Annotated in this window: 20 protein-coding genes and 1 pseudogene; 10 read left to right on the forward strand and 11 right to left on the reverse strand. The window is 71.4% G+C overall.

What is annotated here, in order from left to right:
• Positions 1-435: 435 nt before the first annotated feature.
• Positions 436-1,707, reverse strand: a complete 1,272-nt coding sequence (locus IH25_RS0129215) for a sensor histidine kinase (RefSeq protein WP_037655826.1) — start codon at positions 1,705-1,707, stop codon at positions 436-438.
• Between the two features lie 193 nt (positions 1,708-1,900).
• Between IH25_RS0129215 and IH25_RS0129220 the strand changes: the two genes are divergently transcribed.
• Together IH25_RS0129220 and IH25_RS0129225 are read left to right on the forward strand one after the other, a co-directional pair.
• The gene (locus IH25_RS0129220; protein WP_030617166.1) at positions 1,901-2,101 is read left to right on the forward strand and encodes a hypothetical protein; all 201 of its coding nucleotides are present in this window, start codon (positions 1,901-1,903) and stop codon (positions 2,099-2,101) included.
• Positions 2,102-2,192: 91 nt separating this feature from the next.
• Complete coding sequence (locus IH25_RS0129225) at positions 2,193-2,588, forward strand: guanyl-specific ribonuclease (protein WP_030617169.1); 396 nt, start codon at positions 2,193-2,195, stop codon at positions 2,586-2,588.
• Between the two features lie 95 nt (positions 2,589-2,683).
• On the opposite strand, the gene IH25_RS0129230 is transcribed toward IH25_RS0129225, so the two are convergent.
• The 3 genes from IH25_RS0129230 to allB form a co-directional block, all read right to left on the reverse strand.
• Positions 2,684-3,496 carry an AIM24 family protein gene (locus IH25_RS0129230; RefSeq protein WP_030617172.1) on the reverse strand — a complete coding sequence of 271 codons (813 nt, stop codon included), beginning with the start codon at positions 3,494-3,496 and terminating at the stop codon, positions 2,684-2,686.
• Positions 3,497-3,620: 124 nt separating this feature from the next.
• Entirely contained in the window at positions 3,621-4,736 is a 1,116-nt protein-coding gene (alc, locus tag IH25_RS0129235; RefSeq protein ID WP_030617174.1) for an allantoicase, read from the reverse strand.
• Positions 4,737-4,775: 39 nt separating this feature from the next.
• The gene (allB, locus tag IH25_RS0129240) at positions 4,776-6,113 is read right to left on the reverse strand and encodes an allantoinase AllB (protein WP_030617175.1); all 1,338 of its coding nucleotides are present in this window, start codon (positions 6,111-6,113) and stop codon (positions 4,776-4,778) included.
• 274 nt (positions 6,114-6,387) lie between these two features.
• Here allB and IH25_RS0129245 point away from each other — a divergent pair, with 274 nt between their 5' ends.
• On the forward strand, positions 6,388-7,185 hold the full coding sequence (locus tag IH25_RS0129245; protein WP_030617176.1) for an IclR family transcriptional regulator: 798 nt from the start codon (positions 6,388-6,390) through the stop codon (positions 7,183-7,185).
• Between the two features lie 98 nt (positions 7,186-7,283).
• Entirely contained in the window at positions 7,284-7,700 is a 417-nt protein-coding gene (locus tag IH25_RS0129250) for a DUF6234 family protein (RefSeq protein ID WP_030617179.1), read from the forward strand.
• Positions 7,701-7,854: 154 nt separating this feature from the next.
• On the opposite strand, the gene IH25_RS0129255 is transcribed toward IH25_RS0129250, so the two are convergent.
• Positions 7,855-8,142 carry a DUF5955 family protein gene (locus IH25_RS0129255; RefSeq protein ID WP_030617181.1) on the reverse strand — a complete coding sequence of 96 codons (288 nt, stop codon included), beginning with the start codon at positions 8,140-8,142 and terminating at the stop codon, positions 7,855-7,857.
• 241 nt (positions 8,143-8,383) lie between these two features.
• On the opposite strand from IH25_RS0129255, the gene IH25_RS0129260 reads away from it, so the two are divergent.
• Positions 8,384-8,992 (forward strand): nucleotidyltransferase family protein, encoded by a 609-nt coding sequence (locus IH25_RS0129260; protein WP_030617182.1) that lies wholly within the window; start codon positions 8,384-8,386, stop codon positions 8,990-8,992.
• 184 nt (positions 8,993-9,176) lie between these two features.
• Positions 9,177-10,802 carry a malate synthase A gene (gene aceB / locus IH25_RS0129265; RefSeq protein WP_030617184.1) on the forward strand — a complete coding sequence of 542 codons (1,626 nt, stop codon included), beginning with the start codon at positions 9,177-9,179 and terminating at the stop codon, positions 10,800-10,802.
• 70 nt (positions 10,803-10,872) lie between these two features.
• Here aceB and IH25_RS0129270 read toward each other — a convergent pair whose 3' ends face one another.
• A complete protein-coding gene (locus IH25_RS0129270) occupies positions 10,873-11,787 on the reverse strand; it encodes a HipA family kinase (RefSeq protein ID WP_030617186.1) in 915 nt (304 codons plus the stop codon).
• 557 nt (positions 11,788-12,344) lie between these two features.
• On the opposite strand from IH25_RS0129270, the gene IH25_RS0129275 reads away from it, so the two are divergent.
• The gene (locus IH25_RS0129275; protein WP_245172909.1) at positions 12,345-12,809 is read left to right on the forward strand and encodes a hypothetical protein; all 465 of its coding nucleotides are present in this window, start codon (positions 12,345-12,347) and stop codon (positions 12,807-12,809) included.
• 742 nt (positions 12,810-13,551) lie between these two features.
• On the opposite strand, the gene IH25_RS0129280 is transcribed toward IH25_RS0129275, so the two are convergent.
• Positions 13,552-14,505 carry a YihY/virulence factor BrkB family protein gene (locus IH25_RS0129280; RefSeq protein WP_030617190.1) on the reverse strand — a complete coding sequence of 318 codons (954 nt, stop codon included), beginning with the start codon at positions 14,503-14,505 and terminating at the stop codon, positions 13,552-13,554.
• Positions 14,506-14,871, reverse strand: a complete 366-nt coding sequence (locus IH25_RS41355; RefSeq protein WP_157847037.1) for a hypothetical protein — start codon at positions 14,869-14,871, stop codon at positions 14,506-14,508.
• A gap of 555 nt (positions 14,872-15,426) precedes the next feature.
• Between IH25_RS41355 and IH25_RS0129290 the strand changes: the two genes are divergently transcribed.
• A complete protein-coding gene (locus IH25_RS0129290; RefSeq protein WP_030617194.1) occupies positions 15,427-16,647 on the forward strand; it encodes a phospholipase D-like domain-containing protein in 1,221 nt (406 codons plus the stop codon).
• A 504-nt stretch (positions 16,648-17,151) separates the two neighbouring features.
• Here IH25_RS0129290 and IH25_RS43305 read toward each other — a convergent pair.
• Positions 17,152-17,265 (reverse strand): annotated as a pseudogene (locus IH25_RS43305) (HipA family kinase); the annotation flags it as partial.
• 332 nt (positions 17,266-17,597) lie between these two features.
• Positions 17,598-19,865: a PA14 domain-containing protein gene (locus tag IH25_RS38695; protein WP_078844480.1), complete on the reverse strand. Its 2,268-nt coding sequence runs from the start codon at positions 19,863-19,865 to the stop codon at positions 17,598-17,600.
• A gap of 368 nt (positions 19,866-20,233) precedes the next feature.
• On the opposite strand from IH25_RS38695, the gene IH25_RS0129305 reads away from it, so the two are divergent.
• Positions 20,234-21,169, forward strand: a complete 936-nt coding sequence (locus IH25_RS0129305) for a Rossmann-fold NAD(P)-binding domain-containing protein (protein WP_342447385.1) — start codon at positions 20,234-20,236, stop codon at positions 21,167-21,169.
• Positions 21,170-21,175: 6 nt separating this feature from the next.
• Here IH25_RS0129305 and IH25_RS41965 read toward each other — a convergent pair whose 3' ends face one another.
• Positions 21,176-21,790 carry a hypothetical protein gene (locus tag IH25_RS41965; RefSeq protein WP_030617202.1) on the reverse strand — a complete coding sequence of 205 codons (615 nt, stop codon included), beginning with the start codon at positions 21,788-21,790 and terminating at the stop codon, positions 21,176-21,178.
• 588 nt (positions 21,791-22,378) lie between these two features.
• Here IH25_RS41965 and IH25_RS0129315 point away from each other — a divergent pair.
• Positions 22,379-23,572: a right-handed parallel beta-helix repeat-containing protein gene (locus IH25_RS0129315; protein WP_157847039.1), complete on the forward strand. Its 1,194-nt coding sequence runs from the start codon at positions 22,379-22,381 to the stop codon at positions 23,570-23,572.
• Positions 23,573-23,846 lie beyond the last annotated feature (274 nt).

The following is a 23,846-nucleotide window of genomic DNA, read 5'->3' on the forward strand; positions in this document are numbered from 1 at the left end:
GCAGCCTGGGGATGGGGCGGCCGTGCCCCGAAGCGACCGGGCCCGGGGCGGCAGATCCCCGAAGCGTCCGCGGCCCGGGCGGATCCCCGGAGCCCCCTCGGCCCGGAGCGGCGGACCCCCGAAGCGTCCACGGCCCAGGCAGACCCCCGGAGCCCCCACGGCCCGGGGCAGCGGACCCCCGAAGCGTCCACGGCCCAGGCAGACCCCCGGAGCCCCCTCGGCCCGGGGCGGCGGACCCGCGAAACGTTCCGGACCTGGCCAGGCCCCGAAGGCGCCGCAGCCCGAGGCAGCAAACCCCCGAAGCACCCGCGACCCGGGCGGGGCTCCCAAGGCATCCCCGACCCGGGAGCGGCGCACCCCCGAATCACCCCGACCCGGGGGCGGCAAATCCCCGGAGCATCCGCAGCCCGGGCCCGCGAACCCCCGAAGCGCCCCTCACCCCCGCGGCCACGGCAGCCACCCCCGGACCTCGAAGCCTCCGTCGGGCCGCGTGCCGTGGTGTAGTCGGCCGCCCGCCAGGGTGGCGCGTTCCGTGAGGCCGATCAGGCCCTGGCCGGAGCCGGGGACGGGCGGCACCTCGGCGGGCGGGGCCGGGTTGGCGACGGTGATCGTCAGGCCGTCGCCGGGGGCGCCGGTGAGACGGACGGTGACCTCGGTGCCGGGGGCGTGCTTGCGGGCGTTGGTCAGGGCCTCCTGGGCGATGCGGTAGGCGGTGCGGCCGACGGAGGCGGGCACGGCGGCCGGGTCGGCGACGCGATGGTCCAGGGTGACCTTCATCCCGGCCTCGCGGCACTCGGCGACCAGGGCGTCCAGCGCGGCCAGCGTCGGCTGGGGCCGCCCGCCGGAGGACTCCTCGGCGTCACCGGCCCGCAGCACGCCGATGATCTCCCGCAGGTCCTGCAGCGCCTCGTGCGCGCTCTCCCGGATCACCCCGGCGGCCCGCGCGATCTCCTCGCGGGGCGCGTCCGGCCGGAACTCCAGGGCACCCGCGTGCACGCTGAGCAGGGTGAGCCGGTGGGCGAGCACGTCGTGCATCTCGCGGGCGATGGCCTCGCGGGCCAGCCGCTGCGCCTGCTCGGCGCGCAGCCGGGCCTCGGTCTCCGCCCGGTGCGCCCGGTCCCTGAGGCTCAGCATCAGCATCCGCTTGGAGCGGACGAGCATGCCCCAGCCGGTGATCGACACGGTGAGCAGCGCGGTGAACGCGACGACGGCGACGTAGGGCAGGTCGGGGTCGGGACGCACCCAGTACAGCAGCGGCACCAGCGCGAGGCCGGCGCCGCCGGTCCAGGCGACGTACCGGAAGGGCCGGTGCACGGCGAGCGTGAACAGGGCGACCATGCCCGCGCCGCCCGAGCAGTTCGACAGCAGACCGACCAGGATCATCGCGACGGCGAGTCCGACCGGCCACCGGCGGCGCAGCCAGACGGCGGCGCAGGACAGGGCGCCCAGCACCTGGTCGAGGACGGCGAGGGAGTGCGGCAGGCCGGTCTCCTCGGGCAGGGACTGCGCCGCCGCCAGGCCGATGAGGACGGCCAGGAGGAAGCAGGAGAAGTCGACGGCCCAGTCCCGCGCGGTGCGCCGGGGCCGTCGCCCTGAGGACCCGGCGTCCGGGTCCAGCTCATGGATCAGCGCGGACGGGAACAGCCAGCGGCGCCCCGTGAACCCGCCCGGCGCCCGCGTCCGCTCGTCGTTGCTCACGGTCGGCAAATCTATGCGGGCTCAGCGCTCCGCCGCCGCCCCGGACCGGGGAGCACCGACCGTACGACCGGCGGCATCGACCGAAGTCGCACCGCCGGGGAACTTTCGGCCCGGTCCGCCGCCGCGGAACGCGGTCCTTCGGCGGCGCGCGCCCGCCGCGCGGCCGATGCGCCCGAGGCCGCCGCCGGGCGAGAGTCGCCGGGTGAAGCAGCTACTGGAACTTCTCGGATTCATCGCGTTGGTGCAGGGGGTCATGGGCCTGGTGCACGAGTTCACCGACTGGCGGGTGGGCCTGGTGCAGCGCCTCGGCTTCCTCGACGGCTACGAGGTCTACGCGAGCGTGGCGCTCGTGGTGCTGGCGCTCGCCCTGTTCGCGGCGGCGGACAGCCGGAAGCGGCCGTAGGTTAACCCCCGGAAAAATCATCGGACGTACCGGCGAACATCCCGTGATTGACATTGACATGCCATCTTCTACGCGCGTCATGATGGGGGCCATGAGATTCCCCCCACGCGCAACACGCATCGGTGCGGCGGCCGCCCTCCTGTCCGCCCTCCTCGTCGGCGGCACCGTCACGGCCACCACGGCGGACGCCGCGGCGGCCTCGGTCGGCAGCGTCTGCTACGGCGATCTGCCCGCCCAGGCGTACGACACCCTGGAGCTGATCGAACAGGGCGGCCCGTATCCGTACTCCCAGGACGGGAGCGTCTTCCAGAACCGGGAAGGCGTCCTGCCCAGCCACACGGCCGGCTACTACCACGAGTACACCGTGATCACTCCGGGCTCCCCCACCCGCGGCGCCCGGCGCATCGTCACCGGTCAGTCATACCGGGAGGACTACTACACGGCGGACCACTACGCCTCGTTCGACAGAATCGACTACGGCTGCTGAGCCCCTCCCCCACGGGGCCGGCCCCAGGAACGGCGCGACACCCCGAGGCCCGGCCCGCAGCGGCCGGGCCCCGGTCGTCACGGCGGACCGCTGGCTCAGCCGGCATGGGTGGAGAACAGACCTCCGGTCGGGCCCTGCTTGTCGCCGCCCTGGGCCTTCTTCAGGGCGTTGGCCAGGCCCTCGATCGTGAGGGACTGCAGGATGACCCGGCCGTTGCCCTCCAGGGTGGCCAGGGACAGGCCCTCGCCGCCGAAGACGGCGTTCATGATCCCCTGGCGGTTGAGGCCGCCGACGCGCTGGACGCCGTACTCGATGCCCTCCTCGAAGGCGACCACACATCCGGTGTCGACCTCGATGCGGCCGCCGAAGTCCGCCGGGTTCAGGTCGATGAAGTTGCCCGCGCCGGCGATGATCACCGTGCCGTGCCCGGTGAACTTCTCCAGGATGAAGCCCTCGCCGCCGCTCATGCCGGTGCGTCCGCCGGCGAAGGCGATGCCGAACTCGACGCTGGACTCGGCGGCCACGAAGGCGTCCTTCTCGGCGAACCACGCGCGCGTGCCGTCCAGCTCCAGGGCGCGCATCTCACCGGGGAGCACGCCCGCGAAGCCGACCGTGCCCTCGCCGCCCTGGGCCGTGAAGTACTGGAAGGCCAGCGACTCGCCGGCGAGCATGCGCTGCCCGACCTGCATGGCGGTGCCCATGGCCTGGCGCAGCAGCCCGCCCATGCCGCCGGAGCCGCCCTGCTGCTGTCCGCCGCCGCCCGACGGGCCGGACAACCGGGTCTCCATGGTCACGTTCGCCGTCTTGAACAGGAACTTCCCGGCCTCGCAGTACACGGTCTGGCCGGGACTCAGGTTGACGACCGCCATCTGCATGGCGTTGCCGACGATCTCTTGCTGAAGGGTCACGTGAGGGAGAACGCGTCAGGCGGACGGAAGAGTTCCGGACCGGCGGTACGCCGGTCCGGAAGGGTGACGCGGGGGCGCCCCGGTGCTGTCCGGCCGGGGCGCCCCACGCGCGCGTGAGCGGGGATCAGCCGCCCAGCTCCTGGTGACGGGCGGCCAGGCCGCTCGCGCCCCGCTCGGTCAGCGAGCCGAACAGGCGCAGCCGGGAGATGCCGCCGTCGGGGAAGATGTCGATCCGCGCGTGCGTGCCGACCGCCGCCTCGGGCAGGACGAAGCGGTGGCTGGTGTCGGGCTGGAGGCGGGTGCGCGGCAGGACCTCGGTCCACTCGCCGTCCTCGCCGTCCCGGACGGAGACCGACGCCCAGCCTGCGCTGTTGCCCTTGAGGTAGGCGGTGTCGATCTCGACGGCGCGGATCGCGGACTGGGCCACGAGCCGGTAGCGGATCCAGTCGTTGCCCTGGTCGCGGCGGCGGCGGGTCTCCCAGCCGTCGTCCATCTTGCGCGAGCGGCCCGGCTGGATGGTGTTGGTGGCCGGCGAGTAGAAGAGGTTGGAGGCGTCCTCGACCTGGCCGCCGTTCTCCAGCGCGACCACGTCGAAGGTGCCGAGGGCCGCCAGCCACTCGGGGTCCGGGACGACCTCGCCGTACACCCGCAGGCGGGCGATGCCGCCGTCGGGGTGCTGGTTGATCCGCAGGTGGGTGAAGCGCTGCTCGACGGTGACCTCGAAGCCGTTGGCCGCGTGCCCGCCGACCGGGGTGCGCGGGACGAGGGTGATCCACTTCACGTCGTCGCCGAGCAGCTCCCCGGGCGACGGCGAGCCGGGTACGCAGGCGCCCTCGACGGAGACGGCCTGCGGGTAGTTGCCGCGGAAGTGGGCGGTGTCGATCACGATGCCGCGGATCACCCCGGGCGCGCCGAGGCGGACCAGCGCCCAGTCGTGGTCCTCGGCGGTGGGCCAGGGGTGCTCGGCGGAGACACCGCGGCGGCGGCGGGTCTCCCAGCCGTCCATGATCTTGCCCTTGTGGCCGAAGTGCTCGGGGTCGAACTCGGCCCGCTCGGGCACCAGCAGGTTCTCCCGCTGGGCGAAGAACTCGTCGTTGGCGGCGATGACACCGGCGCCGAGCTGCCGGTCGGCGAGGTTGGCGTACTGGGTGAAGGGGAAGTCGGCGGTGCGGTAGTCCGCGTACGGGTCGCCGCCTCCGTAGGGGTTCGCGTCGCCGGTGAAGCTGGGTATCGCCGTCACGGTGATCAGTTCTTCCTTTCGAGGCTCGGTGGGTGGGGTTCAACGGGTCCGGCTGAGCAGCGTCCCCTTCGGTTCGGTGAACTCGCCGTCGGCGACGATGCGTTCGCCGCGCAGCCAGGTGGACTTGACGACGCCGTACAGGGTCCTGCCGGCGTAGGCGGTGACCCGGTTGCGGTGCTGGAGGCCGGCCGGGTCGACGGTGAAGGTCTCGTCGGGGGCGAGGACGGCGAAGTCGGCGTCGCGGCCGGCCTCGATGGCGCCCTTGTGGGTCAGCCCGGCCAGCTCCGCGGTCCGCGCGGACATCCAGCGGACGACGTCCTCCAGGGTGTGGCCGCGCTTGCGGGCCTCGGTCCACACCGCCGGCAGGCTCACCTGGAGGCCGGCGATGCCGCCCCAGGCGGTGGCGAAGTCGTCGGTCTTCAGGTCGGCGGTGGAGGGCGAGTGGTCGGTGACCACGCAGTCGATGGTGCCGTCGGCCAGGGCCTCCCACAGCAGGTCCTGGTTGGCGGACTCGCGGATGGGCGGGCAGCACTTGAACTCGCTGGCGCCGTCGGGGACTTCCTCGGCGGTCAGGGTGAGGTAGTGCGGGCAGGTCTCCACGGTGACGCGCACGCCCTCGGCGCGGGCGGCGCGGATCAGCGGCAGGGCGTCGCTGGAGGACAGGTGCAGCACGTGCACACGGGCGTTCAGGCGCCGGGCCTGCGCGATGAGGTTCGCGATGGCGGTGTCCTCGGCGTCGCGCGGGCGGGAGGCGAGGAAGTCTGCGTACTTCGGGCCGCCGTGCTGCGGGGCGCTCTGCAGGTGGTGCGGGTCCTCGGCGTGCACGATGAGCAGCCCGTCGAACCCGGCGATCTCGGCCATCGACTGGGCGAGCTGGTCCTGGTCGAGGTGCGGGAACTCGTCCACGCCCGACGGGGAGAGGAAGCACTTGAAGCCGAAGACGCCGGCGTCGTGCAGCGGGCGCAGGTCCTTGACGTTGTCGGGCAGGGCGCCGCCCCAGAAGCCGACGTCGATGTGCGCCTTGTCCCGGGCCACGTCCTGCTTGATCCGCAGGTGCTCGACCGTGGTGGTGGGCGGCAGGGAGTTGAGCGGCATGTCGATCAGGGTGGTGATGCCGCCGGCCGCCGCCGCGCGGGTGGCGGTCCAGAAGCCCTCCCACTCGGTGCGGCCCGGGTCGTTGACGTGCACATGGGTGTCGACCAGGCCGGGCAGCAGCACATGGTCGCCGACGTCCTCCAGGCGGGCCGTGGCCGGAACCTCGGCGTCGTACGGCAGGACGGCCGTGATCTTCCCGCCGGACACCGTGACCGTGGCGGCCCGCGTTCCCTCCGGAGTGATCACTCGCGTCGAGCGCAGCACCAGTTCAGCGTCGGACACCCGAACCCCTCTCTCTCCCGCCGTCTTCACGTTTAGGAAACGGGATTTACACCCACGTAACGGACTTCAACGTTCTGTTGAAGGAGTCTTCACTTCCGCTACTCCGCCGTCAAGAGGCACCCTTCGGGGTGGCATGCAGGAGGTACCCACTCTGGACGTTTCCACAAAGCGGAATTAGAATTCCAACAAGCAGAACGTAGCTACGTACAAGCGGGGAGTCAACCGACTGCCGGGTAGGCTTCTGCTCTCCCGCCAGTCCCGAAAGGAACGCGCCGTGCCGACGTCCAGCGCCAGCACCACCGACTCCGCCAAGCCCTCCGCCGCAGGCGGTGTGCAGTCCCTGGAGCGCGCCTTCGACCTGCTCGAGCGGATGGCGGACGCGGGCGGCGAGGTGGGCCTGAGTGAACTGTCCGCGGCCAGCGGCCTGCCGCTGCCGACCATCCACCGCCTGATGCGCACGCTGGTCGCCTGCGGCTACGTGCGCCAGCAGGCCAACCGGCGCTACGCGCTCGGCCCCCGCCTGATCCGCCTCGGCGAGTCCGCCTCCCGGCTGCTCGGCACCTGGGCCCGGCCGTATCTGGCCCGGCTGGTGGAGGAGACCGGCGAGACGGCCAACATGGCGCTGCTCGACGGCGACGAGATCGTGTACGTCGCCCAGGTGCCGTCCAAGCACTCGATGCGCATGTTCACCGAGGTGGGCCGACGGGTCCTGCCGCACTCCACCGGCGTCGGCAAGGCGCTGCTCGCCGGGGTCCCGGACGACGAGGTGCGGGCGCTGCTGGCCCGCACCGGCATGCCCGCGGCCACCGAGAAGACCATCACCACGCCGGAGGGGTTCCTCGCGGCGCTGGAGGAGGTACGCCGGATGGGCTACGCGGTGGACGACAACGAGCAGGAGATCGGCGTGCGCTGCCTCGCGGTGTCCGTGCCCGACTCCCCCACGGCGGCAGCCATCTCCATCTCCGGACCGGCCGGCCGGGTCACGGAGCCGGCCACGGAGAAGATCGTGCCGGTGCTCCAGCAGATCGCCCGCGAGCTTTCGGCGGCCCTGGCCAGCCAGAACCAGGGTTGAGCGGCACGGCGCCGAGGACGCCGTCCGGCCGTTCGACCCGTCCGGCTGAGTAGCCGTACTCATGTGGCCGCCGTGCCCGCGCGGGCAGGGTGGCGGGCATGGATCTCCCCGTCGCCCCGCCGGCCTTCGACGCCACCGGTGGCCCCGGTCCGCGTCGGCGCGCCGGCCTGGGCGCCGACATCGGTGCCGGTTGCGGACTGGTGTTCCTGGAACTGGCCGCCCTGGTGGTCATCTTCGGCCTGTGGTGGCTGTCCGGGTTCAGCCTCGACCCGGACCGGACCGTCACCGCCGACCCGCTGTGGAACTACCTGATCGCCGTCGGCGCGGTCGGGGCGGTCGCCCTCGTGGCGACCGTGATCGCCGCGCGGGCCGGGGCCGTCGTCACCGTGGTCTCCCAGGGCCTCATGGCCGCCCTGGTGTGCCTGATCGTCGTCGGCGGGTCCGCCGGGCAGTCCCACGAGGACCAGCGGTGCCGCGAGACCCCGGCGGCACCGGGTTGCCGGGGCACCCGCTGACCAGGGCCGGGCCCCGACCTCGCCGCCGACCAGCGTCCCGACCGCCCCGGACCGGCGGTCGACCACGCCCCTGCCGACACCCGCCACCCGGCAGGCGCCGACCACCACCCGGCCGACCCCACCGCGCCCCCGCCACACCGCTGCCGGCGCCCGGCTAGCGGCGGGGCGGCTCGCCGAACAGGTCCACCGCGGCGCGTACCTCCGCCAGGCCCCGGGCCAGCGCGCTCATCGAGCCGATCGCGCCGGCGATCAGCAGCAGGGAGGCGCGCAGCCGCGGGATCTCCGGTACGCCTCCGGCGGCCATCGCCGCCAGGGCCGCCAGTTCGTCCTCGGCTATCGCCCGGTCGGGGAAGTCCGCCGGTAACGCGGCGAGCCGGCGGCGCAGCAGGGCCACGGCGGTACGCAATTCCGCCACTCTCGGGTCCTCGTCGATGCCGGTCACCGGCCTCTGTCCCAAGCTCCGCAACGCAGCCCTCCCCGTCGGCACGCCCTTGTGCGCGGGCCAGTAAACGCCACCTCCGGGCCCGAGCGCCACAGTGCGGACCGAAATTCAGCCCAACGGAACCGGCACCGCGCACACGGCCGGATTCCGTCGCCACCGGCTTGCCGAGCGCGGCCGGATTCCGTCGCCACCGGCTTGCCGAGCGCGGCCGGATTCCGTCGCCACCGGGTATGCAGGTGCCATGACGGAGAAGCGGGAACCTCACGGGGAAGTCGCGGGGCTGCTGCTCGCCGCCGGCGGCGGCCGACGGCTCGGCGGACGCCCCAAGGCACTGCTGACGCACCGGGGGCGGCCCCTGGTCGAGCACGCGGTGGGGGTGCTGCGCGCGGCCGGGTGCGGGCGGATCCATGTGGTGCTGGGCGCGGCGGCGGACGAGGTGCGGGCCCGCGCCGAGCTGGACGGCTGTGTGCTGGTGGACAACCCGGAGTGGGCCGAGGGCATGGGCTCCTCGCTGCGCGCGGGACTGGCCTCGCTCGCCGGCACGGGGGCGCGTGCGGCGCTGGCGGCCCTGGTGGACCAGCCCGGCATCGGACCGGCCGCGGTGGCCCGGGTGCTGGACGCCTACCGGGACGAGCGGTCGCTGGTCTCGGCCGCCTACGGCGGGGTACGCGGCCATCCGGTGCTGTTCGGCGCGGCGCACTGGGCGGGCATCGCCGAGGCGGCCACCGGCGACCGCGGGGCCCGGACCTATCTCCAGGCGCACCGGGCTCGGCTGCGGCTGGTGGAGTGCGGGGACGTGGCCGAGCCGTACGACATCGACACCGAGGCGGACCTGAGCCACCTTGAGTGAACGGGGTGGCACCCAGCGCCACCTTCGCTCGACTCAGAGAATCTCGACGTCAACAGACCATTGAAGTTCCACGATGAGGAAACTACTATCCACTGTTCAGAAGCGTCCGACCGCACAGTGGGCGCTGTCTGTCCTATTCGTGCCACTTGGCACCCGGTGCCACCGCTGAAGGAAGTGACAGCTCATGTCCGCACCAGCGCCGTCCCCGCTGGCCATCGTCGACGCCGAGCCCCTGCCCCGGCAGGAGGAGGTCCTCACCGACGCGGCGCTCGCCTTCGTGGCGGAGCTGCACCAGCGGTTCACCCCGCGCCGTGACGAACTCCTCGCCCGCCGGGCCGAGCGCCGCGCCGAGATCGCCCGCACCTCCACGCTCGACTTCCTGCCGGAGACGGCCGCCATCCGCGCGGACGACTCCTGGAAGGTCGCCCCGGCCCCGGCCGCGCTGAACGACCGGCGCGTCGAGATCACCGGGCCCACCGACCGGAAGATGACCATCAACGCGCTCAACTCGGGCGCGAAGGTCTGGCTCGCCGACTTCGAGGACGCCTCCGCGCCCACCTGGGAGAACGTCGTCCTCGGCCAGCTCAACCTGATCGACGCCTACACCCGCAGCATCGACTTCACCGACGAGCGCACCGGCAAGTCGTACGCGCTGCGCCCGAACGAGGAGCTGGCGACCGTCGTCATGCGCCCGCGCGGCTGGCACCTGACCGAGCGGCACCTCGTCGACGCCGACGGCACGCCGGTCCCCGGTGCCCTGGTCGACTTCGGCCTGTACTTCTTCCACAACGCCCAGCGGCTGCTCGACCTCGGCAAGGGCCCGTACTTCTACCTGCCCAAGACCGAGTCGCACCTCGAAGCCCGCCTGTGGAACGAGGTGTTCGTCTTCGCCCAGGACTACGTCGGCATCCCGCAGGGCACCATCCGCGCCACCGTCCTGATCGAGACGATCACGGCGGCGTACGAGATGGAGGAGATCCTCTACGAACTGCGCGACCACGCCGCCGGGCTGAACGCCGGCCGCTGGGACTACCTGTTCTCCATCGTGAAGAACTTCCGTGACGGCGGGGCCAGGTTCGTCCTCCCGGACCGCAACGCGGTCACGATGACGGCCCCGTTCATGCGGGCGTACACCGAACTCCTGGTCCGCACCTGCCACAAGCGCGGTGCGCACGCCATCGGCGGCATGGCGGCCTTCATCCCGTCCCGCAAGGACCCGGAGGTCAACAAGGTGGCCTTCGAGAAGGTCCGCGCCGACAAGGACCGTGAGGCGAACGACGGTTTCGACGGCTCCTGGGTCGCCCACCCCGACCTGGTGCCCATCGCCATGGAGTCCTTCGACAAGGTCCTCGGCGACAAGCCCAACCAGAAGGACCGGCTGCGCGAGGACGTCCACGTCGAGGCGGCCGACCTGATCGCCATCGACTCGCTCGACGCCAAGCCGACGCACGAGGGCCTGGTCAACGCCGTCCAGGTCGGCATCCGTTACATCGAGGCCTGGCTGCGCGGGCTCGGCGCCGTCGCCATCTTCAACCTGATGGAGGACGCCGCCACCGCCGAGATCTCCCGCTCGCAGATCTGGCAGTGGATCAACGCCGGGGTCGAGTTCGACAACGGCGAGAAGGCCACCCCGGAGCTGGCCCGCAAGGTCGCCGCCGAGGAACTCGACGCCCTCCGCAAGGAGATCGGCGAGGAGGCCTTCGCGGCCGGCCACTGGCAGGAGGCGCACGACCTGCTGCTCCAGGTGTCCCTGGACGAGGACTACGCCGACTTCCTCACCCTGCCGGCGTACGAGCGGCTGCGCGGCTGACCGTCACGGCCATGCGTGGGCCCGGGGGCTTCCCCCCGGGCTCTTCGCCGTATCCCGGCCGTGTCCCGGCTCACCCCAGGTGCGCCGACCAGTCCTGCTCCGCGGCCGGCTTGCCGTGCAGGTCGGGGACCCGCTTCAGCCAGTCCGGGCGGCCCGCCTGGGTCCGGGCCGCGCGGGCGGCCTCCTCGGCGGCCAGCTGCTCGCGGCTCGGGAAGTCGGTGGGCAGCCACTCGGCCGACAGCCGCACCCGGTCCAGCAGATAGCCCACGTAGGCGTCCCGGACGTCGTCGGGCGTGGCGAAGGCGGCGTCCTCGGCGAGCCAGGCGTCCGGCACCTCGGCGACGATCCCGCGCAGCAGTTCCTCGGTCACCCGGGGCGCCAGCTCGGCGTCGGCGGCGCGCACGTCGGGGCCGTAGTGACCGAGGGCGTGGTGCCGGAAGTCGTACCGCCTGCCCGGGGCCGTGGTGTCCCAGCGGTGGTGGAAGACGAGGGCGGCACCGTGGTCGATGAGCCACAGCCGGGCCGGCGCGGTGCCGAGCGTGGGCCAGACCATCAGGTTGGAGCTGTGGACCGTACGGTCGACGTTGACGGTCAGCGCGTCCAGCCAGACGATCCGGCCGGCCTCCAGCGGGTCCACCGGGAAGCTCTGGGCGATCTTCGGGGTGAAGTCCCGGGCACCCGGCAGATAGTCCATGCCGAGGTTCACGCCCGCGCTGGCGCCGTGCAGGTCACGCACCTCCTGGTGCGGCTCGGCGGCGGCGATGGCGGGGTCGAAGTGCACGAGCACCAGCTCGGGAAAGCGCAGACCGAGCGCCCGCGCGAGCTCCCCCACGATGACCTCGGCGACCAGCGCCTTGTGCCCCTGCGCGGAACCGGTGAACTTGACGACGTACGTACCGAGATCATCGGCTTCGACGACCCCGGGGACGGAGCCGCCGGAGCGCAGGGGTTCGATGTAGCGGGTCGCGGTGACTTCCCTCAGCACTTTCGAAGGCTCCCCCGCTCGCTGAGCTTGCATTCCATGATCGCCTCTAGAGGTCTCGGTCCGGTCAAACTGCCACGATCAGCCCTGGGGAGAATCTGGGGAGTTTCGACTGGCACGCTCGTGTCCCTCTCTCCCCAGCAGTCCGTCGATGGTCGTACGCCCCTTGCCACCGGCCTCCGGCATGAAGTGAGCATAGTAACGAAGGGTGACAACCGGAGAGGAGTGCCCGAGCCGCGCGCACAGCACAGCAAACGGGGCCGACGCGATCCCCAAGCACTCCGGGGGGGTGAGAGAGCGCCGGCAAACGCTGGCGGGGCAGAACCATCAGGGCGACCCGTGATCAGCCCACACGCTGCGCTCGGGTGTCGCCCGGTGCCGACCAGCGGCTCCGACCGGGGTCGGCCGCGCGGGGTGTGGTGCCCAGGTCTTGGCCACGGTGCAGGTGTTCGTCTCCTGCCGTTCGGCGATCCCGGCAGTGATCGAGCCGAGTCGGTCTACCGTGGTTGTGGGCTCTGCTTTCTGAGTCTTCGACTGGTGGGTGGTACAGCATCGTGGCCGTGCTCGGCACCCTGGCCGGTGCCGCCCTGGCGGGCTATGTCCAGCGGTCCGGTGACCAGCGAGCCCGCGACCACACGCACCGCCAGAAGGTGGCGCGCGCCGTCGCCGAACTGCTGGAGGCCATCATCCGCCACCGTGAGGCGCACTGGCTGACCGTCGCGTTCCGGCGCGCCGGGGCCGGCGGGACGGAGCAGGAGCGCACGGCCCGGGCAGCCACCCGCAGCACGGCCACGGTCGCCCGCGACCGGGTCGGACTCCTCGTCGTCTCGGATCCCGCGCTGCTGGAAGCCGCCGAAACCGCGTGGCGGACGGCAGTGGACCTGCACGACATACACCTGGGTCCGGCGACCGACGGCCGGTTCCCACCCGACGTCGAGACAGCACTGGAGGCCACCCGGGACCGGTGCCGTGACGCCCACACCGCACCCCGCATCGCAGGATCCGCGTACGTCCACGCCCGTTGAGAGGGTGTCAGTGGCAGAAGGCGCCTTCGCCGGAGCGCGCGCCGCGTCCACCGGCATGGGTTTCGGACGCGTGCTCGCCCCGTCGCGGCGACGGCCATGAGGGTGCAGCTACCTGCCGGGCGGACGCCCTCACCCAGCGTCGGCGCGAGCGACCCCGCCACGATCACCGTCCCGGAACATGACCGCCTCGGCATCCCTCGCACGTCCGGCACCACGCTCAATCACTCCCCGCTGACAGCACTACCGCCATCCAGCCCCGTAGGGTGACATCATGCGACCCCGCCCACCCCGACCCAGCACCTCAGCAAAGGCAAAGAAAAGACAAAGCCCCTCTTAAGCGCCAGGTCAGGAAGGGTCCTCCCCGCCGACGCGGGGTGTTCCGGCCGGTCTCGGCCCCCTAGACCCGCGGACTGGGTCCTCCCCGCCGACGCGGGGTGTTCCGCCTCCCGAGGGCTGGCGATGTACGCGGGCGTGTCCTCCCCTCCGAGGCCGGGGGTCGCCTCAAGGCGGCCTCCCAGGACTCCAGGTGCCCCGGTTCCGGGCGTATGCAAGGAATCATCGTTTGAACGCGATGCGGGGCAGCATCCGGCCCCACGGGCTGCCCAAACATCCGTCAGCCCGTATCAATGAGCGTTTTCAGCGCTGACGCTCCAGGGTGAGGATGGCTGCGGCGATTGACGACAGGCGGTTCTGTCCCCGTCGGCCGGGGAGCATGCCCGCGCGAGGCGGCCCGCGTGATCGTTCAGACTCCCGGATCGGTTTCGACCGGACCCGGGCGCCGGGCACGCACCGCTTCCAGCTGGGCGGCGAAGGACAGCCCGAGGAAGAGCGCGACGGAGGTCAGATAGGCCCACAGCAGCAGGGACATGAAGGCGCTCAGGGGACCGTAGACGGCGTCGAACGAACCGCTGACGTCGAGATAGAGACTCAGCAGCCAGGTCAGTGTCGTCCACAGCACCAGATACACCGCGGCACCGAAGGCGAGCCATGTGTAGCCGGGCTGTTTCCGGCGCGGTGCGCGGCGGAAGACGGTACTGGCCGACACGAGGGCCAACAGCAGGCCGAACGGCCAGCGCAGGACGGTCCAGGCCCGCTGGGCGCTGTCGTCGAGGTGGTAGACGGCCACCGCCGCCGAGGCGAGGTCGTCCCCGGCGACCATGACAACGAACCCCAGGCCGAGCGGCAGTCCGGCGCTGACGGACATCACCAGGCCGCGCAGATACTTCCGGTGGAAGGGGCGGTCGCGTTCGTTGCCGTAGATGCGGTTGGCACCGCGCTCGATCTGGCACATCGCGGTGGTGACGTTGACCAGTGAGAAAACGGCACCGAACCAGAGGGCGACCGCGGCGCCGTCGCCCGCCGTGCGCCGGCTGCGGCCGAGCGCGTCGTCGACGACACCGGCGCTGGGGCCCCGGGCGATCCTGTGGATCGTCAGTTCCGCGAGCCTGCCGATGTCCTCCGTGTGCAGCGTGGTGGACAGGCCCACGAAGGCGATCGCCAGGGGGACGACGGCGAGAACCGTCTGGAGAGCGAGGGCGCGGGAGTGACTGAACCCGTCGGCGTAACGGAACCGGACGAAGGCGTCCCGCAGCAGCCGCCAGCCGCCGTAACGGCGCAGCACCGCCCATGCCTCGTCGGCGGACAGTTCTTCTCCGCTCATGTCCCGTGTCTCGGGGACCTTTGTCGCGGTACCCATTCACTTCCCCCGTTCCGGCAGCGGTACGGTCAGGGCGCCGGGCCCGGCCTCCCCGGCCGGGCGGCGTCCCGGCGTCACCGGGCCGCCGCCCGGTTCCCGCGGCTGAGCGGGCTCGAGGACGGACTCGGCACGCCGGAAGCCGCGGTACTCCACGGGCGCGCCCGCCGAGGGGCCGCCGCGCGCGTAGCCGGTGTCCGCTGCCGGTGACGGCCTCGCCGCCCTGCCGCGCGGCAGGGCCCGTACGGCACGCCTCCAGCCCCTCATCCCCTGCGGCTCCGGCAGCAGGTCGAGCCGCCCGTCGTCGGGACGGGTGCCCGGGAGCGATGTCGTCCCGCCCTGTACGGCGCCGGCGTTGCCGAACGGCACCACGCGGTCCGTACGACGCGGGGGCGGGACGTCGCCGGGGCGGACGCCCGGCCTCGTGCGAGGGATCCGGAGCGCGCGGAGAAGCGCCGGCACCGTGCAGGCGGCCCGGCTGCGGTCGTCGGCACGCTCCGGCATCACGGTGTCCAGCCACGCGCCGGCCAGGACGGCGAAGCGGGTCGCGGCCGGACTGATGCCCTCGACGTGCTGGGGGCCTCCCCGGATCTCCCACCGGGCGGTCGGGCAGGTGCCTGCGGTACAGCAGTCGGCATGCGTACTCCCCTGGTCGGCGTCTCGCCGCGATGTCCGGGCGGAGGCGGAGCTCTCCGGCTGACCGCCGTATGCCCGCTGAGCCCCGGAGCAGACGGGTCTCGCGCGGCTCATTCCGCGTCAGGGCATCGCCGGGGCCGCACCGGTGCGGCCGGTCGGCCTCGGAGGGCCTGCGTGGGCGGCGCCGTCCGGAGCGGGGAGTGCCGGAGTGCCCGCCGGGCATCCTGATTCTCGGGCTCGCGCGGCGGCCCCGCCGAAGCGCCCTCATGACCGAACGGGAGATACGACGTGATACTCGACGGCGTGCCGACGGCCCAGGCACAGGCCCAGGCCCAGGGCACCGCGACCGACGCGGCAGTCCGCAAGCAGCGGCTGCGCCGCCGCCTGGAGCGGCTGATCGGCATCGCCGCCACCGAAGGCAACGAGCTCGTCCCGCTGCGCAACGGAGACGAGATCTTTCCCGCGATGCTCAGGGCGATCGGTTCGGCCCAGCACACGATCGACATGATGACGTTCGTGTACTGGCGCGGCCAGATCGCCCGGGACTTCGCCGTCGCGCTCGCCGAGCGCGCCCGGGCGGGGGTACGCGTCCGGCTGCTGCTGGACGGTTTCGGCGCCAAGGAGATCGAACAGCGGCTGCTGGACCTCATGGACGCGGCGGGTGTGCAGGTGGCCTGGTTCCGCAAGCCGGTCTGGCTGTCGCCGTACAAGCAGAACCACCGTTGCCACCGCAAGGCGCTCGTCGTCGACGAGCGGACCGCGTTCACCGGGGGCGTCGGCATCGCGGAGGAATGGTGCGGGGACGCCCGCGGCCCGGGAGAGTGGCGCGACACCCACGTCCAGGTGAGCGGGCCCGCCGTGGACGGCATCGCGGCCGCCTTCGCGCAGAACTGGGCCGAGTGCCACGACGAACTTTTCGACGACCGCGACCGCTTCACCGAGCACCCGCAACCGGGCTCGTCGGTCGTCCAGGTCGTGCGCGGCTCGGCCAGCATCGGCTGGCAGGACATGCAGACGCTCATGCGGGTCATGCTCACCTCCGCCGAGGAGCGCTTCCGCCTCGCCACCGCCTACTTCGCGCCCGACGCCTACTTCGTCGACCTGCTGTGCCGGACCGCCCGGAGAGGCGTGCGGGTGGAAATCCTCCTCCCCGGCCCCCACACCGACCAGCGCGCCTGCCAGCTCGCCGGCCAGCACCACTACACACGGCTGCTGGAAGCGGGTGTCCGTATTCGCCAGTACCAGCCGACCATGATGCACGCCAAGATCATCACCGTGGACTCGGTGGCCGCCCTGATCGGGTCTACCAACTTCAACCGCAGGTCCATGGACCACGACGAGGAGGTCATGCTCGCCGTGCTGGACGAGACGTTCACCGCCGCACTCGACCGCGACTACGACGCGGACGTGCGGCGCAGCGACGAGATCGACCTGGACCGGTGGAGACGGCGGACCCTGCTCCAGCGCGCCAGGGAAGCCGCCGTCACCCCGATCCGGCACTTCCTGTGACCGGACGGCCGCCCGTTGCGGACCCGTCGCCGCACGCACACGGAACCCGTCGGCACCACCGGCGCCGCCCACGGCCCCTTCCTCCGAAGACGTGAGCGCCGGACCGGACAGCGAGGTGCCCCCGAGTGCAGCGCCAAGGGAGAACGCCCCTGTCCGATGGGCCCGGGCACGCCGCGACGGCGGCCTCCCCACCGACCCGGAAGTGTTCCGCCGTGGAAGGGCCACCACGCAGGGCGACACCAGACCACATGGGCTGCCCCAAACGGCCAGCCCGCATCAGTCACTCAGCGTGTCCACCGTATTGATGGGCCGGGAACACGCTGCCACCGGGAACTGGTCTCGGCGACGGATTCCCTGGGGAGAATCTGGGGAGTATCCGCCTCGCTGGGGAGCGCGTGGGGAGAATCGACCACACGAGACGGCACACCCGTGAAAGACGCTGAAAGACACAACTCCCCTGGTCAGCAGAGGGCACGGTGGAATCACCGCAGGTCCGCGCCCCTAACCGGACAACTTCACGACATACGTGCCGAGATCATCGGCCTCGACGACACCGGGGACGGAGCCGCCGGAGCGCAAGGGTTCGATGTAGCGGGTGGCGGCGACTTCTCTCAACACTTCCGAAGGCTCCCCACTCGCTGACCTCGCATTCCATGGCCCCATCCAGGGCGCCGCGGTCCGGGCACATGTCCACGATCGCGCCGGAGGCCCTTGCTCCGGCCTCAAGGCACGAAGTGAGCATAGTAACCAAGCGTGACAGCCGGGGACGGACGCCCGAGCCATCGCGCCGGCACCCCTGCGGACTCTCCGCCTCCGACCGGCCGATGCCGAACCGCCGCACGGCAGGGTCGTCCGGGTGCTCCGCAGCAGCAGTGGGTCGGCCGGCGGAAACGGCTCACGTACTCCCGGACTCCTTCGCACGGCGGCTCTCGCACTGATCGAGCGGTGCGTCAGGGCGCCATCATCGATATCCCGAACGGCACGGCCTGCGGGGCCGACTCGGTGCCGTCGGCGGCCACGGCGGTGACGACGTAGTAGTAGTACGCCCGCGCCAGACCGGGGTCCTTGTACGTCAGTGCCGTAACCCCCGTGGCGATGCGGCGCTCAGGGGTGAAGACGTCCGCGCTGGACGTGGACCGGTAGACGTTGTACGAGACGGTTGCCCCCTGGTCGCACGCGCCGACCTCCCAGTCGAGCTGGACGTAGTCCGCGCCCCTGCCGCCCCCGGTGATCCGGGGAGTGGCCGGTCCGGTGAGGACCGGGCAGGCCACGGTGGCTTCGGCCATCGGCGAGAAGTCGGACCACTGGCTGTGCGTGCTGACGGCGCGCACCACGTAGTGCCAGGTCTTGCCGGCGGGCACGTTCTCGTTCGTGAAGGTCGTTCCTGTGATGAGCGGGGAGACCGAGTAGGCCGTCGCCGGGTCCGTGCCGGTCGTGCGGTAGACGTAGTAGCCGGCCACATCGGCCGACGTGCTCGCGGTCCACTCCACGTTGACGTTGCCGTCGGCGGCCGTCGCGGTGACCGAGGCGGGCGCGGCCGGCTTCTCGTAGACCGGCAGGCGCTTGCCGTAGACGGTGCCGTAGCCGGGCTGGGGCATCGGGGAGACGTTGCCGGCCGCGTCGACGGCGCGGACGGTGTAGCCGAACTGCTGGCCGGCCGGGGTATTGGTGTCCAGGTACTCGGCTTCCCGCACCACGGCGATCTGCTCCCACGCGCCGAACGTCGCCGCACGCATGACGAGGTAGTGGTCCGTGTCGTCGGTGTTGGGCGTCCAGACGAGGTGCACGCCGTCCGAGCCGTTCCAGGCGTTGAGGCCGTACGGCATGTGCGGCGGGGTGACGTCGCCGGTGCGGGTGGCCGAGGCCGTCGCTGACGGGTTCGACTCCGTGCCGTGGGTCGTGACCGTCCTGACCTGGTAGTAACGCACCTCGCGGACGGGCGCCGCGTAGTCGTCGTAGGCGGGGCCGGTGACCGGCGTCTCGGTCAGCCGGGTCCAGGGACCGTCGGCCGACTCGGCGGCGTAGACGTGGAACCGGTGGGCCGTGTCACCGTCGTACCGCCATCCTACGGTGTTGCGGTCGACCCAGCCGTTGGCGGAGACGGCCGTCGGCGGCAGCGGCTTGGCCTCGGTGGCGTCGAGCCGGACGGGCGCGGAGTACGGGGAGGCGTTGCCCGCACTGTCCTTGGCCCGCACGCGGTAGTAGTAGGTCGTGCCCACGGCGGCGGCCGGGTCGGTCAGGGCGGAGCTCTGCGTGGGGGTGCCGACCGAGGCGAACGGCCCCTCGGGCGTGACGGCTCGCTGCACCTCGTAGGAGCTCGCCCCGCTCACCGCGGACCAGGAGAGCCGGGCGCCGGCGGACGGGTCGTACGTGGCCGTGAGCCCGGTGGGCACGACGGGGGCCGTCCTGTCGGCGCTGACGACGCTCGTCACGGCGGACTGCGCGGAGACGTTGCCGGAGCGGTCGACGGCGCGGAGGGCGTACTCGTAGGTGGCGCCGGTGGCCGGGGGCGCTTCGGTGAAGGTGGTGCCCGTGATCAGGGAGGAGTTGCGCAGGCTCCAGCCGCTGGTGCCGGCGGTGCGGCGGTAGACGCGGTAACCGGCCGCGTCCATCTCGTAGTTGCGGGACCAGGTCAGGGTCGTCTTCAGGGTGGACGCCGAGTAGCTCGACTTCACGCCGGCCGGGGCCAAGGGGGCGGTCTTGTCGTACGTGGCGCCGATGACCGGCGTGTAGGAGAAGGAGACGTTGGCGGTGCCGGTGAAGGCGGCGAAGTCCACGCGCAGGGTGTGGGTCCCGCGCGGGATCGTGAGGCGGACGGTCTTGCGCTGGGTCGAGCTGACGTTGCGCCACAGGTCGATCTTGCGGGTGCCGTCGAGGTAGACGCGGGCGCCGTCCTGGACGGCGACGCTCAGGTCGAAGGGGCCGCCGGAGCCGAAGTTGCGGGTGGTGCTCCAGCGGACGCCGAAGTAGTCGTTCGGCAGGGTCACGCCCGAGGGGTCGCCGGAGCCGTAGTTCTCGGCGATGGCGGTATCGCAGACGGTGGCCTTCGGAGTGCCGGAGAAGGCGGTGTTGGCGTAGTACTGGGCCTTCCACACGCCGGGCGAGCAGTTCACGGCCGCATGCGCGGTCGCGGGGAAGGCGAGCCCGGCCAGGGCAGTGGCCAGGGAGAGCACGGCCGCTCCACCTGTACGGCGCGCCGCGCCGAGGGATATTCGCATCTACGGATGCTCACACTTCGATGAGGAGATGAGGACAAGGCGTGTATGCCGCCCCAAGAGTGCCATTTGAGAGATCACTTGCGATAGGTGGTTTGTGCGGCGAGGCCACCGACGGGAGGGCCGCACAGGTGACGAAACGCAGTCACCAGGGGTTGTCCCGTAACGGGTGCGGTGGTTAACGAACGCCAGGCCGCCGCCCTCGAACCAGAGGACCCACACACCGCCCACCAACTGGAGACGCGGACATCGGCAGCAAGACCGGCACGATCCGCACCGAGCACGGTGTGAACCGTTGGAGCGGCAGAGCCGTCATGCCGGCCCTCGACCGGCCGTCGCGGATGCCGCCGAACCCGAGGGAGTGCTGATCGATGTGGTCCAGCGTCGTGGCCGTGCTCGGCACCCTGGCCGGTGCCGCCCTGGCTCGGACTGCCAAGCGGCGCGGCGACCTGACCCAGACCCTCTACGAGGCCGTCCGCGAATCCGTCACGTTCCTGTTCAACGACTCCATCGCCACCCTCGACGACCGCCCCGACAGCATCGAAGTGACCTTCCGCAGCGGCCACCGCCGCACCTTCGACATCGTGATCGGGGCGGACGGAATCCACTCCCCCACCCGCCGGCTGGTCTTCGGCCCCGAGGAGCCCTTCCATCATCACCTCGGCGCCTGTTTCGCCGGTTTCACCCTGCCCAACCACCTCGGGCTCTCCCGCGAAGGCATGCTCTGGAACTCCCCCGGCCGGCGGGCCGCCCTCTACGCCGCCGGCTCCGGCGGGCAGGTGTTCGGACTGCTCTCCTTCAGGCGCCCCGACCTTCCCTTCGACGTCTTCCACGACCAGGAGGCGCAGCGCGCACTGGTCGCCGCCGCGTTTCCGGACGAGTGCTGGGAGATTCCCGGCATGGTCGCCCGGATGCGCGCCGCCGACGACCTGTTCTTCGACGCCATCAGCCAGATACGGATGCCGAACTGGTCCCGCGGCCGGGTCGCACTGGTCGGCGACGCGGCCTACGCCCCGTCGTTCCTGACGGGGCAAGGCACCAGCCTCGCCCTGGTCGGCGCCTATGTCCTGGCCGGAGAGCTGGCCACGCACACGGATCACGCCGAGGCATTCGATGCCTACGAGAAGGTGCTGCGGCCGTTCGTGACCCTCAACCAGGATCTAGCGAACGAGGGCGACACGGCCCTCTTCCCCGCCACCGAGGAGTCCCTCCGGAAGCGCAATGCGGCCCTCCGCGCACTCTCGGCACTCCCCGCCGAGCCCCCGCACGCCACATACAGCGCACTCACGCTGCCTGACTACGAGTGACCTCGCTCAGTAGCCCAGCTTCCAGTCCTGATAGTTCGAACTGCAGAAGTTCGGGGGGAGTTTCGGATCCGTGGTCACTCCTTCAAAGGACACGTAAGGGACCTTGCCGGTCGTGTCGGTCGGCTGGTTGGCGTCCAGACAGCGCTGGTTGATCCCGGGATTGTAGGCGAAACGCCACGCGGTCCAGTCGCTGTTGCCCGGGAAGAGCAACCAATTCTTGTCCGGGTCCCACGAGTCGTATGTCTTGACCCCCGGCTGCCAGCTGCCGCAGCTACCGCAAATGGCTCCGAGGAACCGGTGGGTCTTCACGTTCTGGATCTGCACCGTGGCCCACTCGTTTTCCGGATGCTCCATAATGGTGATCCACCACTGCTGATACTGACCCCCGTTGCACGGAATGGTGTAGACGTCACCATTGTCGTTGCTGTCCAGGCATCTTCCTTGTGCCCAACTGCGGATGATTCCGGTGTACCAGATGGCGCCGGGCCCATCGCCGGCCTGGGCGGGGGGTGCGACGACGCCGGCCGTGGCCACGATGGCGGCCAGGGTCGCCAGCGCGGCAGCCAGGCGGGCAACCACCCACTGACGCCAACTCGGCGTCATGCGCGTGCGCTTGAACATTGCTGCTCCTTGCGTGATCCGGTTGCGGCCCGAGCCGGACCGATGACGGCCGGCCGCCCCCAACCCGAAGCTGATCGATAGCAAGGAGCACGTTATCGAATTCGACTGTACAAGTAAGGCATAAATGCCTTGTATACAAACGGAGTTGGCCGGATTTCGAGGCACACGCCGCTCCTTGGCCGCTATCCTACGGCCGGTTTTCTTCTGCCGTGCCGGTCCCGTCGGTGAACGGGGAAGGCGGTGTCGACGATGTCCGGGGGCGGGGCACGGAAAAACCATGGCGTGCCCGCGAGCACCCTGCCACCGGAGACTGCTCCCCTGAGGAGGAACCGGGGAGTATCCGCGTCGCCGGGGAGCGCGCGGGGAGATTCGACCGCACAAGACGGCACGCCCGTGACATCGGCGTCATGCGCCGCGCCGCCGATGGGGGTCTGGCGAGGTCCTCGCCGCCGCTGCACATACTTTTTCGATCACGTGGGCGGCAGTGGATCGACTGTACGGCCGAACCTTACGTCGTGACCGAGTGACATGTGCTCGCGGCGCGCCTTCGTGGGCGCGTCCTACGGGATTGCTCCCTGTGTCTGAAACGTGACGGTGCTGCCCCTGGCTTCGGCGAGGCGGCCCGGCATCTCAAGGAGAGCAATGAGACGTACTCCGTACGGCGTGGCGGCTGCGATCACGGCTCTGGCCGTCACCGGCCTGCCCGCCGCACCGGCCGTTGCCACGACCCAGGCCACGGTGGGTTGCACCACCTCCGCGCTGATCAGCGCGATCGCACAGGCGACGGCCGGGGACACGCTGAACCTCGCCAGGCACTGCACCTACCACCTGACCGGCGCCTACGCGGGCGCTGACGGACTGCCGGTCATCCGCAAGCGACTCACCATCCACGGCCACGGCGCCACCATCGTCCGCGACTCGGTGACCGCCGGAGCGTTCCGGATCTTTCACGTCGCCTCCGGCGGCGATCTCCGCCTCGACGACGTCACGGTCCGGGGTGGCGACTCCCCGGGGGACGGCGGGGGCATCCTGGTCGAGGCGGGCGGCAAGCTGAACCTCGAGGATGTGACGCTTCTCGACAACACCGCGGCGGTCCGGGGTGGCGGGGTGGCCGTCCTGCAGGGTGCCACGGGCGTCATCACGCGCGGCTCGTTCAAGTTCAACAACGCGGACAGCGGCGGAGGTCTTCAGGCCGACGGCACGGTGCGTGCCGACGGTCCCGAGTTCACTCGCAACCACGCGAGGCGGTTCGGTGGCGCGATCGATCACGACTTCGGTGACTCCGTGTTCAAGCGGACCACCGCCACCGGCAACACCGCCGGCCTCGACGGGGGAGGCGTCGACATCGACCTCGGCACGATCGAGTTCGTCGACAGCAAGATCCGTGACAACACCAGCGCGGGAACCAGGGGCGGCGGCATCTTCAACGGCGCCACGCTGAAGCTCACGAGTACCGAGGTCAGCGGCAACGTCATCGGTGGCGTGGGCGGCCGGGGCGGCGGCATCTACAACGCGAGCGGGCCGTCCACGCTCGTGCTCAAGGGCAGCACCGTGGAGCGCAACAGCGCCAACGGTTCCGGGACGTCGCAAGGCGGCGGCATCTACAACAACGGCGGGTCCGTGACGCTTGATCACAGCACGGTCCGGGGCAACGCCTCCACAGTGGCTCCCGGCGGGGTGTTCACTGTCAACCAGTTCACGGTCATCCGGTCGACCATCAAGGACAACATCCCCACCAACTGCGCGGGCAGCCCGGTCATCGTGACGGGTTGCGTCGACTGATCCATGGCACGGCCCCGTCGGCTCGCGGTCGCGGCAGCTCCATGACGGAGCGGGCTGGACACCCGATGCCGGCTCCACGGCGTCCCGGCCCGGGCCGGGACGCCGTCCCCCTGCCCGAAGACGTGGCGCCGGCCCGGCACCCCGTACCCGTGCATGGGAAGCCTCGTAACTCTTTCGGGTGATTCGAGAGCAGCGATGTGACTCCCGGGTTTTCTGAGCAACTAGCGTCTCGGCCTCAATGGGTTTGCGCTTTCACGCGTCGGCAGTGAGGGAG

It is taken from the genome of Streptomyces achromogenes subsp. achromogenes (assembly GCF_000720835.1).
GTDB lineage: Bacteria > Actinomycetota > Actinomycetes > Streptomycetales > Streptomycetaceae > Streptomyces > Streptomyces achromogenes.